Source organism: Tenuifilum sp. 4138str (assembly GCF_041102575.1).
GTDB classification, from domain to species: Bacteria; Bacteroidota; Bacteroidia; order Bacteroidales; family Tenuifilaceae; genus Tenuifilum; species Tenuifilum osseticum.
In genome coordinates this window covers 107224-120070 of sequence record NZ_JBGCUE010000013.1, presented here as the reverse complement: position 1 = coordinate 120070, position 12847 = coordinate 107224, and the positions used below count along the sequence as shown (strand labels likewise).

12 protein-coding genes are annotated in these 12847 nt (G+C 44.2%); 3 read left to right on the top strand and 9 right to left on the bottom strand.

What is annotated here, in order from left to right; all coding sequences use genetic code 11:
* Positions 1-242: 242 nt before the first annotated feature.
* From AB6811_RS12080 to AB6811_RS12060, 5 genes are read right to left on the bottom strand one after another with little or no spacing between them, the layout of a single operon-like run.
* Positions 243-1052 (bottom strand): purine-nucleoside phosphorylase, encoded by an 810-nt coding sequence (locus AB6811_RS12080; RefSeq protein ID WP_369490727.1) that lies wholly within the window; start codon positions 1050-1052, stop codon positions 243-245.
* A complete protein-coding gene (lpxK, locus tag AB6811_RS12075; RefSeq protein WP_369490726.1) occupies positions 1009-2073 on the bottom strand; it encodes a tetraacyldisaccharide 4'-kinase in 1065 nt (354 codons plus the stop codon). The genes AB6811_RS12080 and lpxK overlap by 44 nt, the downstream gene beginning before the upstream one ends.
* 19 nt (positions 2074-2092) lie before the next feature.
* On the bottom strand, positions 2093-3334 hold the full coding sequence (locus tag AB6811_RS12070) for an ABC transporter permease (protein ID WP_369490725.1): 1242 nt from the start codon (positions 3332-3334) through the stop codon (positions 2093-2095).
* Between the two features lie 18 nt (positions 3335-3352).
* Positions 3353-3985: a ribonuclease H1 domain-containing protein gene (locus tag AB6811_RS12065; protein ID WP_369490724.1), complete on the bottom strand. Its 633-nt coding sequence runs from the start codon at positions 3983-3985 to the stop codon at positions 3353-3355.
* A gap of 26 nt (positions 3986-4011) precedes the next feature.
* Entirely contained in the window at positions 4012-5187 is a 1176-nt protein-coding gene (locus AB6811_RS12060; protein WP_369490723.1) for an exo-beta-N-acetylmuramidase NamZ family protein, read from the bottom strand.
* Between the two features lie 599 nt (positions 5188-5786).
* Here AB6811_RS12060 and AB6811_RS12055 point away from each other — a divergent pair.
* From AB6811_RS12055 to AB6811_RS12045, 3 genes are all read left to right on the top strand, one after another.
* Entirely contained in the window at positions 5787-6053 is a 267-nt protein-coding gene (locus AB6811_RS12055) for a hypothetical protein (protein ID WP_369490722.1), read from the top strand.
* A 421-nt stretch (positions 6054-6474) separates the two neighbouring features.
* Positions 6475-8244: a signal peptide peptidase SppA gene (gene sppA, locus AB6811_RS12050; RefSeq protein ID WP_369490721.1), complete on the top strand. Its 1770-nt coding sequence runs from the start codon at positions 6475-6477 to the stop codon at positions 8242-8244.
* Positions 8245-8494: 250 nt separating this feature from the next.
* Complete coding sequence (locus tag AB6811_RS12045) at positions 8495-9832, top strand: cyclic 2,3-diphosphoglycerate synthase (protein WP_369490720.1); 1338 nt, start codon at positions 8495-8497, stop codon at positions 9830-9832.
* Between the two features lie 290 nt (positions 9833-10122).
* Here AB6811_RS12045 and rlmN read toward each other — a convergent pair whose 3' ends face one another.
* Genes rlmN through AB6811_RS12025 form a run of 4 tightly spaced genes read right to left on the bottom strand, consistent with a single transcriptional unit; the run spans position 10123 to position 12845 of the window.
* On the bottom strand, positions 10123-11145 hold the full coding sequence (gene rlmN / locus AB6811_RS12040; protein WP_369490719.1) for a dual-specificity RNA methyltransferase RlmN: 1023 nt from the start codon (positions 11143-11145) through the stop codon (positions 10123-10125).
* A 3-nt stretch (positions 11146-11148) separates the two neighbouring features.
* Positions 11149-11814 carry a ferredoxin--NADP reductase gene (locus AB6811_RS12035; protein WP_369490718.1) on the bottom strand — a complete coding sequence of 222 codons (666 nt, stop codon included), beginning with the start codon at positions 11812-11814 and terminating at the stop codon, positions 11149-11151.
* A gap of 58 nt (positions 11815-11872) precedes the next feature.
* A complete protein-coding gene (locus AB6811_RS12030; protein WP_369490717.1) occupies positions 11873-12529 on the bottom strand; it encodes a porin family protein in 657 nt (218 codons plus the stop codon).
* A gap of 13 nt (positions 12530-12542) precedes the next feature.
* On the bottom strand, positions 12543-12845 hold the full coding sequence (locus tag AB6811_RS12025; protein WP_369490716.1) for a thiamine-binding protein: 303 nt from the start codon (positions 12843-12845) through the stop codon (positions 12543-12545).
* Positions 12846-12847 lie beyond the last annotated feature (2 nt).

Sequence of the window (12847 nt, the reverse complement as noted above, 5' to 3'; positions counted from 1 at the left end):
CATGCACTCCTTTCCCCTTCCCATGTTTTTTTTATCCTCAAGAAAAAATTTAAACCCGACTTTTTAAGGGACGACTATGTATTAGGATTTTTCGCTAGCTCTCAACATGACAATACACTCACGAACAACCGTCAACCGTCAACTATCAACCATCAACTATCAACCATCAACTATCAACCATCAACTTAATAAAAAAGGCCACCCTAAACAGGTAGCCTCTCCCTTGCGAATAGCATTAAGGATTATAGCCTTGTGAGCATCTCCTTGAAAATTCTTGTCATCTTTTGTTCGGCCATGGCTCCTACCTTTTGAACCTCCTCGTGCGACACCTCAACAATTTTGCCTGGAACACCCAAATCGGTAATAATGGATATGGCAAACACAGGCAGGTTCATGTGACGGGCAACAATAACTTCCGGAACGGTTGACATGCCCACTGTGTCACCGCCAATAATACGGAAATACTGATATTCCTTAGGTGTTTCAAAGGTTGGGCCGGTAGTTCCCACGTAGCATCCAATCTGCAATTTGAAGCCCAGTTCAGCCCCAATCTTTTGGGCTAAGGCAATCAAATCGTGATCGTAGGGTTTATGCATATCGGGGAAACGGGGTCCAAGCTCATTGATATTGGGCCCTAAGAGCGGATTGGGCATTAGGTTGATATGGTCGTTAATTATCATCAAATCGCCAATCTCAAAGTCGGGGTTTACACCCCCGCTGGCATTTGATACAAAAAGATACTTAATGCCAAGGAACTTCATCACCCTAACCGGGAAGGTTACCTGTTTCATATCGTAACCCTCGTAGTAGTGGAAGCGGCCCTGCATGGCTACAACCTTTTTACCGCCAAGGGTGCCAAATATTAATCGTCCCGAGTGTCCTTCAACAGTGGAAACAGGAAAGTTAGGTATATCCTTATACTCCAATGCCTGTTGATTTTCAATTTCACGAACTAAGCCACCCAAACCGGTTCCAAGTATAATCCCCACTTCGGGCTCAATGGTAACCTTACTCTTGATATAGGTTACTGTTTGGTTTATTTTCTCCAACATAATTGAGTATTTGACTGTTAAACCTATTTTCGTTGTTATTGATAAAGTAAACCTCAAGCGGCAAGTAGTAAATCCTACTTTTTACATCCGATGGCAGGTTTAGCCCACGAATACGAGCTGCATCCTTTTCGGTGGTTACCAGCTTTACATCGTTTGAGGTGACCTCAAAAATAGATAGAATTTCCTTAACCGTAAAATTATGATGGTCGGCAAAGGTCTTCTTTCCTACCAATTTATAATTTTTTTCGAGTTGATGGATAAATGGCTTGGGATTTGCTATTCCTGATAAAGCGAAGATGGTTTCATTTGGATTAAATTTACAGTCTTCGTAATTACTAAAAACAGCCTTTGGCTTACCATAGCTCACTGAGGTAAAATAAATATCCTGGTTTTGCTTGATTTTAAGCCTTTTGGCTATTAACTTTTGCTCATGGGTTGTAAGGTTATCGGGACATTTGCTCACTATAACAATATTGGCCCGCTTAATCTCCGAGATGCTGTCGCGGAGATTCCCGGCAGGCAAAAAGAAATCGGCGTAAACCGGTCGGTTGTAATCCACCATTAGTATGTTAAGCCCAGCTTTTATCCAACGGTGCTGGAAGGCATCGTCCAGAACAACAACCTCGGTCTCAGGGAACGAGCCCATTACCTCCACCACACCGTTTAGCCTGTCCTCATGCACGGCACAGGCAACATCGGGGTGTTTGAGCTTAAGCTGAAGGGGTTCATCGCCTACCTCAACGGCCAGCGAAGATTGCTCAACAATTCTGAAACCTTTGGTTTTACGACCATACCCACGGCTTAGCAATGCCGTTTTATAGTTGTTTTTTAGTAAACTAATAAGGTAATCGGTATGCGGGGTTTTGCCTGTTCCCCCCACGGTTATGTTACCAACACAAATGGTTGGAAGGTCGAACTCAAAGCTGCGCAGAACATTGATATCAAAAAGGAGGTTTCGAATCTTTACTGCAAACCAATAAAGCAACGAAAAGGGCAAAAGTAAAAGACGAAGCTTTTGCATGGTTTTACTGATAAAGTTACTACTCAAATTTAAGTGTTTTATCGGGGCTAATCCGCGAAATTACCATCGATGGCACCACCAGCATAGCCACCCCAACGGCAAAGGCTAAAACATTCAAAACAATTACATGCCACCAAACAATGTTGATGGGCACTTCGGATAGGAAGTAAAATGCCTCATCGAGCTTAACTATACCAAACTGCTTTTGCAAAAAACAAAGTATCAAACCCGCTGCAGTTCCTATTAAAAGTCCGCGTATCATAATGAACGCCGACTGTATTAAAAATATCTTTCTAACGCTACGGTTCGATGTTCCCATCGATTTCAAAAGGCCAATGGTAGATGTTTTTTCCAGAATAATAATGAGTAAGCCCGAAATCATGTTTATTGCTGCCACTAGCAACATTAAAACAATTAGAACGGCAGCGTTAATATCCTGCAGGTTCAACCAGTCAAAAATATTTGGGTACTTATCGATAATGCTTTGAACCTTTAGCCTTGAGCCATCGTCGAGGAAAACAAAGCCTGCAATATCATCAACCTCAACCCATAGGTCATCAACCCTATCGATATCATCAACCAAAACCTCAAATCCTGTGGCCTGGTTCTGGTTCCACCCGTTGAGCCTCTGGATGTGCTTAATGTCGCAAAGCACAAACATTTTATCGAACTCAACCATTTTGGTATCGTAAATACCAGCAACCGTAAACCTTCTATAACGGGGTGGTTCTTGAACAAAGAACATATCGTAGGTATCGCCTACCTTTAACTTTAAAAGGTTTGCCAGCGTTTTGGAAATAAGCGAGGCAGCGGTTGTGGTTGAGTCGGTAATTTTGAAAATCGCCCCATCAACCAGGTTCTTTTGGAAAAAAGTCCAATCAAAATCGGAATCTATTCCCTTTAGGACAACTCCTTGAATATCGGTGTCGGTCTTTATGATACCTGCCTTAATGGCAAACCGCTGAATATGCCTAACCCCTTTTACTTTTTTTACCTCATCAATTACCGGAAGGTTTGTTGGTATGGGGTTGGTTTCAAGCGATTGGTTACTGTCGTAGTTTGTTATTTGAATATGGCTTCCAAAACCCACAACCTTTTGTTTAATCTCCCTTTTAAAGCCGGTAATAACGGCTATGGCCACAATCATAACGGCCACGCTCAGGGCTACTGAGGCAATGGTAATACGGATAAATGGCCTCGATAGGCTTTGGCTATCGGAACCGCTTAGGAATCGTTTTGCTATGTAGCTTTCAAAACTCACTTGTAGTTGTCATTTTGTTTACTTTCGACCAAAATCGGCAGGGATTTCGCCCCAGTACTGGGTTTCCCATTTAAGCAAAGGGTTTTTCCATGTGTTTTCCCTTAACCATTTTTCGGCTCGCTCCAGTAGTTCAAAGAGATTCTTATTCCTTTCCGTTTGAATAAGTTTGGTACGTGCTTTCTTTGCCCTAACCCAACTTATGGCAGTCATGGAGTCGGTGTAAATGGGTATTTCGCTATTCAACTTTTTCAGATGCGCTAACCCATGAACAATGGCAAGGAACTCGCCTATGTTATTGGTAGCGTCGGGGAAAGGTCCTTGATGGAAAATCAGCTTGCCGGTTTGGCAATCTACCCCTTGGTATTCCATCTCAAGAGTTGCAGTATTCCAGGCTGCATCAACAGCCAATGAGGGGTATATTGGTTTAGGGGTATTCTCGTTAACATTAAACAGCGCTTCCTGCTCGGGGTTCATGCTATTGTATGCCAAGTAACCCATATCATAGGCACGCTGTGCGGCAAGCATGCTTGGAAATCCTTTATACTTTGCACCCGGAAAACCCTTTATTTGCCTTTGGCACTCCTCCCAACTCCCATAAATGCCAGGTTTTAACCCTTCCCAAACCACATAGTGTGTATTTTTCTTTGCCATTCTTTTACAGTAATCAGGTGTCAAAGTTATTCAAAATCGGGGTAAAGCAGGTATTTTTTTCGGAGCAGTTTGAACTGCTCAAGCGCTGGCTGCCAGGTGGCTCTAATTTCCGAAGGGGTTAACCCGTTTTCTATTTGCTGGCGCAGCACGCTAGTTCCGGCAAGCAGGTTGAAGAAGTTATTGAAGAACTTATCTTTTTCAGGATAGTTGTTGTAGGAGTATATTAGCCAATCGAGAATTATCTCGCGGCGATCCAGAAAGTAGTTTACCGAGTAGTCCCTTAGATCGATTCCGTAAACCGGTTTACCCTTGTAGGGCGGATTCAAGCTTGCCCCACGTTTCTCAACCGGTATGTACCTAAAACCCTTATCGGGGAAATTTGGGAAGCCAAAAACCTGGAAGGGGTAATCGGTTCCACGGCCTACGCTTACCACCGTCCCCTCAAACAGCCCAAGCGAAGGGTAAAGCAGAATGGAAAGGTGATTGGGGAGGTTAGGGGAGGGGCGAACGGGTAGGGCAGTGGTCATGCTGTGGGTGTAACCCCTACAGGGAATAACTGTGAGGTTACACTGAATTTTCCCCTTTAACCAGCCCTCACCGTTTATCATTTGGGCAAACTCACCAATGGTCATACCGTGAACCAGGGGTACAGGATGCATTCCCACAAACGAGCGGTAAGCGGTGTCCAGCACTGGCCCATCAACGTAAAAACCGTTAGGGTTTGGCCTATCGAGTATAATCAACGGCTTGTTATTTTCCGCGCAGGCCTCCATTACGTAATGCATGGTTGAGATGTAGGTGTAAAACCTGACTCCAACATCCTGCAAATCAAAAATTACAACATCAACATCGCTCAGGTCAGTTGGTTTGGGTTTTTTACTTCCGCCATACAGCGAAATTACAGGTAAACCCGTAACCTTATCGGTATAGTTTCCAATAAGCTCGCCAGCCTCAATATCGCCCCGAAAGCCATGCTCCGGGCTAAATATTTTTTTTATGGTTACACCAGCTGAAAGCAGAGTATCGACCAGGTGCTTTGAACCAACCAAAGTGGTATGGTTGGCTACAACAGCCACCCGTTTACCCTGAATTAACGGAAGGTAGTTGCTCATCAATCGAGCACCGGGCAAAATTTCCTGTGCCCTTGCGGTTATCAGAAATACAGAAACCGAAAAGGTTAATACTATTTTACCAAACCTCATACCTTCCTTTTGCAAAATATGCGCCAATTATGGTTTTGCTAAGGTAGAAAATAATTTATACAGCAAAAAATAAAGGGGGAGAAGCATGCTCTGCATGAACGACTTTACGAGAGGCTGAGTTTAGTTGAAAAATTAAGAACCGGTAAAGCGGAATTAAGGATAAAGGTTAAAGGATAAAATGGTGAAATATCTCAAAGTGAATTTTTTAGATTTCAATGATTTTTACTCTCGTTTTAATAATGATGAATTATCTATCAATGTTGTTTAGTTAACAAAAATATACATGCCTGTCATCCTGAGCGCAGCGAAGGATCTCTAATCGACCCCATGAGACGTTTCGCTCGCGCTCAACATGACAATAGTTTCACGAACAACGATTCACGAACAACGAACACCGCTTCCAGCCCCATTGTGGCGTAATATTTTTAACACAATGAGTATTCCCACATGTATAGCGATGCAAGCAATACATTTTCTAAAGAGCATAGGTGAAGCTTTGTATAGCAACAGAAAAGTATGGTAAATGGCAGCTTACATGTTCTTTCTTGTCTTGATACAAGAAAGAACCAAAGAAAATCAAGGCTGAAAAGCCCGACCCGATGGGTACCCCGCGGGTGGAACTGCCACGCGATACTATTCGCCACGCCTGCAGCGTGGCTCATATGGTATCGCTTTCTAGACCCACCGCCACGTTCCACCCCCGACCCATTGCCGGGTCAGGCTTTTATGCCACTGCCTGCTTCTTCCGCTCCATTCCCCCAGGGAAAAGTGCTGGGGTTAGGTCATATCCCACGAACAACGAACAACGCTTCCAGCCCCGTAGGGGCGTAATATTTGTAACACCATGGTTATTCCTACATGTATAGCGATGTACGCAATGCATATGCCAAAGAGCAAGTGTGAAACGTTGCATCGCAACAGAAAAGCACCGCAAAGAGCGGTTTCCAAAAAAAACAATAAGAATTAAAGGGTTGAAGGTAAAGCGATGCTTCGGCTAGCTCAGCATGACAAGGAAGCAGAAAGGAAGATAGGGTTTTGTCATCCCGAGCAAAGTCGAGGGATCTCATCAAAGGATTGAAGAAAAAAGAGCAAAGAGATGCTTCGGCGAAGCCTATCCCTATAAATCGGGACTCAGCACAATAGCGTGATGTTTCGCTTGCGCGCAACATGACAAATTCCCTTAACTAAACAACATTAAATTATAATTTAAAAATTCACCCTTTTTTCTGTAACTTTATCAACTTAAAATAGTCTTATTTAATAATGAATCACTAAATCTCAATCACTATGAAACAATTTTTCAAGTATGTACTTGCCACAATAGTGGGCATAGTAATCTCATCAATAGTAATCTTTTTGATGTTCCTTGGGATTGTTGGAGCAATTGTTTCCTCGGCCGATAAAAAAGAGGTTAAGGTAGAGCCCAATTCAATCCTTTACGTCGATCTAAAACAGGAAATAGTTGACCGCGGTAGCGAAGACCCCTTCAAGGGCTTCGATTTTACTTCGTTTCAACCCAATAGCCCAATAGGGTTGAACCAAATCCTAAAAGCAATTGCCAATGCCAAGGAGGATTCCAACATCAAGGGTATTCTGCTTGAACTCGACGCCGTTAATGCAGGCGCAGCCACCACCGAGGAAATCCGTAACGCGCTCATCGATTTTAAATCGTCGGGCAAGTTCATCTATGCATACAGCGATACTTACAGCCAAAAAGCATACTACCTGGCATCGGTAGCTGATAGTGTTTTCCTTAACCCTGAGGGTATGATTGAGTGGCTTGGCTTGCGAAGCGAGGTAATGTTCTTTAAGAAAACCTTGGAAAAGCTGGGTGTTGAGCCACAAATACTCCGCCATGGTAAATTTAAAAGCGCCGTTGAGCCATTTATGCTCGATAAGATGAGCCCCGAAAACCGCGAGCAAACGCTAACCTACGTTTCATCCATTTGGAACCAATGGGTTAAGGGAATTTCCGAAACCCGAGGCATATCTGCCGATAAGCTTAACAGCTTGGCCAACAACATGGAGATATTCAATGCCAAAAAGGCGCTGGTAAATAAGCTGGTCGATGGTCTAATCTATAAGGATGAGCTTATTGCAACCCTAAAAACCAAGCTTGGCATTGAGGAAAAGAAGGATATCAGCAGCATTGAGCTGAAAAAATACTTTAAAGCCCCCGAGGTTGCCAAACGCAAATTCTCAAAGAATAAAATTGCCGTTATTTATGCAAGCGGCGAGATTGGAATGGGTGAAGGTGACGATGATAATATCGGTTCCGAGGGTCTTTCACGAACCATTCGCAAGGCACGGCGCGATAGCTCGATTAAAGCCATAGTTTTCCGTATCAACTCTCCCGGCGGAAGTGCGTTAGCCTCAGAGGTTATATGGCGTGAGGTTGATTTAGCCGCAAAGGTTAAGCCTGTTATTGTTTCCATGGGCGATGTGGCTGCATCGGGTGGATACTACATTGCAGCCCCTGCTACAACCATTATGGCCAACCCAACCACTATCACGGGTTCAATTGGCGTATTCGGCTTGTTCTTCAACCTGCAAAAAGCGCTCGACAATAAATTGGGCATTACCGTTGATGTTGTTAAAACCAACGACCATGCCGATTTCTTTAGTGTGTTCCGCCCAATGACCGCTGAAGAAAAGGCCGTAGGCCAGATGTTCATTGAGCAAACCTATCAAACCTTTATTGGTCATGTATCCGCAGGCCGTGGTATTCCTGTTGAACAGGTCGATGCCATTGGACAAGGCAGGGTGTGGAGCGGCGTTAACGCCAAGGACATAAAGCTTGTTGATGAGTTTGGTGGCCTAACCGATGCCATTAAGCTTGCCGCCGAAAAGGCTGGGTTAGAAAACTACCGCCTTGTTGAGCTACCAAAGCAGAAAAAGCTGTTTGAGCAGCTTATGGAAGATATGTCGGCCGAAGCAAAGGCTTGGATGCTAAAGGACGAACTCGGTTTGTCGTTCAAAGCATACAATCGCATTAAGAGTATGCTTAACAATCAGGGCGTTCAGGCTCGTATTCCTTACGATATCGAGGTTTACTAATTCATTCCCATTACAACATTTTGCCCCGATTCTAAAAAATCGGGGCATTTTTTTCCCTTAATACCAAAAATATGTTTCTTAACATATTTTACAAAATATTTGCCTAACAATCTAATAGTCTGTCTTTTATATAAATCAATTCAAGATCGAGAGAAACGTAAAATTTTTGAGGGGAACATTTTGAATTTTAAAAAATTATTTTTGAGAATTGTAAAACCTAAATCTAAACAAAATATCAAAGGAGGTCCTTATGAGACGTAATGTAGTTATTATCGGAGCAGCCGGAAGAGATTTTCACAACTTCAACACTTTCTTCCGTGATAAAGAGGAGTACAACGTTGTTGCCTTTACCGCTGCTCAAATTCCCGATATCGATGGTCGTAAATACCCTGCTGAGCTGGCCGGGAAACTTTACCCCAATGGAATTCCCATTGAGGCTGAAGAAAATCTTGCTAAGATTATCAAGGAAAAAAACGTTCACGACTGCGTATTCTCCTACAGCGATGTGAACTATCAGCATGTAATGCGCCTTAGCTCAATAGTTAACGCTGCCGGCGCTAACTTCATGTTACTTGGCCCCAATGAAACCATGCTAAAGAGCACCAAGCCGGTTATTGCCGTTGTGGCTACCCGTACTGGTTGCGGCAAGTCGCAAACCTCGCGCAAGGTTATTGAGTACCTTATGGGGCTTGGTCTTAAGGTGGTTGCAGTTCGTCACCCTATGCCTTACGGCGATTTGGTTGCCCAAAAGGTACAGCGCTTTGCTACCGTTGACGACCTAAAGAAACACAAATGTACAGTTGAGGAAATGGAGGAGTATGAACCACACGTAGTGCGCGGTAACGTTATCTACGCTGGTGTTGATTACGAGGCCATTCTCCGCGAAGCTGAAAAAGACCCCAGCGGTTGCGATGTTATCCTTTGGGATGGCGGTAACAACGACTTTGCTTTCTTCAAACCCGACCTTACCATCACCGTGGTTGACCCACACCGTGCCGGTAATGAGGTTAGCTACTATCCCGGTGAGGTTAACCTTCGCCTGGCCGATGTTGTTGTTATCAACAAGATGGATTCAGCTTCGCCCGAGGGTATTCAGATTGTTCGTGAGAACATTCGCAAAACCAACCCCAAAGCCATTGTGGTTGACGGCGCTTCGCCCATCAAGGTTGACAAGCCCGAACTTATCGATGGTAAGCGTTGCCTAATTGTTGAGGACGGCCCAACCTTAACCCACGGTGAAATGAAGATTGGTGCTGGTACCATTGCTGCCCGCAAGTTTGGTGCAAGCGAAGAGGTTGATGCTCGTCCTTACCTTGTTGGTAAGCTACAGGAAACCTACCGTATTTACCCCAACATTGGCCGTGTTCTTCCTGCCATGGGCTACGGTGAGCAACAGCTCAAGGACCTTGAAGCCACCATCAACAACACCGATTGCGATACCGTTATTATTGGTACCCCAATTGACCTCAGCCGTATTATCAACATCAAGAAACCTACCACCCGTGTATTCTACGATTTGGCTGAGATAGGCTTACCCGACCTTAAGGGTGTTCTTGAGAAATTTGTTAAAACCCACAACCTGAAATAATTCAGGATAACAAGATAGAAAGGGCGCCTTGCGGTGCCCTTTTTTTTGAGTTGAAAGTTGTTCGTGAGGGTATTGTCATGTTGAGCGTTAGCGAAACATCTCCTTTACCATAAAGGGGAGATCCTTCGACAGGCTCAGGATGACAGGCGTTGTAGTTGCTGTTCTACTTCGCTTAACAGCTCACGCTTTAAATCGTAATAAAGATTCCTCTGCATAGTCTATCCCGATATATCGGGACTCGGAATGACAAATTAGATTCCGTTTAACGGTTCACGGCTCACGGTTAACGGTTAACGTTTTTCCTGTAGCGCCTTGGTTGATAACAATCCACATGCAGCCTGAATGTCCTGCCCACGCGAGGCACGGATTGTGGTAAATATGCCCTTGGCGGTTAGCGAATCGCGAAACTGTATAATGCGCTCGTCGGGTGAGGTACGGAGCGGTGAATCGGGGATAGGATGGAATCGGATTAGATTTATCCGGCAGTTTATCCCATTAAGCAGCTTCACCAGTTCCTTTACGTGGCGCGGGGTATCGTTTAGCCCATCAAACATTATATACTCAAACGACACCCTGTGGTGGTCGCTAAATCGGTACTTTTTGAGCTCATCAACCACATCGGCTATTGGGTAAACATTCTGGATAGGCATAAGCATCCGGCGCTCATCATCAAACGGAGTGTGAAGGCTAATGGCTAAGTGGCAGTTTGACTTTTCAAGGAACTGGTTCATGGCAGGGATAAGACCAATGGTTGAAACCGTAATGCGCTTGGTGCTCCAGCCCATTCCCCACTTTGAGGTAAGAATTTCAAGGCTTTTAAGAACATTCTCGAGGTTATCGAATGGTTCGCCCATCCCCATGTACACAATGTTTGTCACATTTTTAAACTCAGGGACGCTGCGCAGCTGGTTCAGTATTTCACCAGCCGAAAGATTTCCCTGAAATCCCTGCTTTGCAGTCATGCAAAACAGGCAACCCATCTTACAGCCCGATTGCGAAGAAACGCAAAGGGTTGCCCGGTCATCATCAGGAATATAGGCAGCCTCAACGAAACGGTTATTGGCTACAGGAAACAGATACTTTTTGGTACCATCGGCCGATTCCGAAACCCTTTCGGGTTTGGATAACCCTACGGTATACTTTGCTGAAAGCATCTCCCTGGCCTTTTTCGATAGATTGGTCATCTCATCGATACTTTCGGCATGGTGATGGTAAAGCCAATCGGCTATTTGGGATGCCGTAAACGACGGAAGCCCTTCGGCTGTTACTATCGATTTAAGCTCATCGAGCGTTTTTCCGTAAAGTGGAACCATCAGCTAAAAGTATATCTCCGAATTTATATTGCTCACAGGAACGCCTCTCGATATCAGTATATCGCGGGTTTCCACAACCATCTCGGCACTACCGCAAAGGTAGTATGGCCTATTGACATCCAGGTCGTTCCACTGTTTCACAAAGTCAGTTACGCGCCCCACAAACAGGCATCCGGGCTGGCAACGTGAGCAGCATCGGATGTAGTTTTCGCCAAGCCTACCTATTAGAGTATCGGAGTAGTAAAAGTATTCGGGGTAGGGCGCACCATGTATGAGGGTAACTCCGCTTGCCTTACCCGTAAGCAACATCGACATGAATGGGGCAATTCCTGTTCCTGCAGCAATGAATACGGGCGAAGGCTTGATATGAGTAAAGGTTCCAAATGGTTTGGAAACCATTATGTTTTCGCCTAGATTTAAGAGCGACAGCATGGGTGTTAGTTTCCCTTCAACCCTTTCAGTATAAAGTATCGATATCAGCTCGTCGTTTTCGGCCGAGGCAATGCTATAATACCGTGGTTCTATTTCCTTGGAAACACCCAAGGCAAGCACTTGGCCTGCAATAAAGGGGTTATTTTTTTTAAACTTCAGAATATATGCGCCGGGGGCTACTGCGGTATTCGAAATTACACGCTGTATATCGTAAGGTATTTCGTTCCAGCTTTTCATCAAAATAACTTTTGAACCTAAACATGCTGAGGGCAAAAAAGGTTCGCCTGTTTTATCCTTATTTTAAGTTATTTCCAAAATGATACAGGTAGCCTACGTTTACGCTTTGAAATACAGCTTTTGACTGCTTTGGCATTCCTGTGTAGGTATGCTTTTGCATATCGCCATAACCATATCCAACTCGCCCCTCTGCAAAAAAAGTTCCCCACTTAAAATCGCGGCTTAAGCCAATACCACCAAGTACACCAAAATCTATACGATTATCGCGAAGTATGTTAATGGAGATATTGCTCATCTGGTATTCACCCGATGAGTTATCGCCTTCGCGCGCCTGAACCAGGTATGCAATATAGGGTCCGGCATTGAAATGAATCATGAAAAGCTTAAGGTTAAACCTAACCTGCATGAAGATGGGGAGTTCAATGTATGTGTTTACGCGTTTGTAAAGTGTATCGCCCAGCTCAGCCAAATCAATAGGCTTACGGTAACCCCTGTTTACCATGTAAAGCTCAGCCTGGAAACCAAAGTATTTCAGGTTAAAGTACTTAAAAACCAGTCCGTAATCGAATCCATCGGCAAAAAGCATACGGGTATTCTGAACGGGCGAGAAAGCAATATCGCTCATGGTGTATCCCCCCTTTACCCCAACATAGGTTTGACTATATGCCGATAGGGCAAAAATGGTAAGTAATACTGTCAGACTTTTTTTTATCATGCTATGCTACTGGTTACTTTTTTAATTTTTCTGTTACCGATTTAACTTTCCCATCAATCCGGCCTAAATCACTTTTTCTGATATCGAGGTTGATGCTCACATAAACCCTTTCACAATCGGGCTCAAGTAGCTTATAAGCTTTATCAACCACATCGAGGGCCTGCTGAAGGGTGGGGGTTTCAACTATGGTTCCCATGGCCGTTAGCCTGAATTCATAACCCAACCCGCCTATCAGCTCAATAATTTTAGCCACGTAGGGGCTAACACTTGCCCCTTTATCGGTTGGGAACATGGCAAAATTCATTAGTACCGACATTG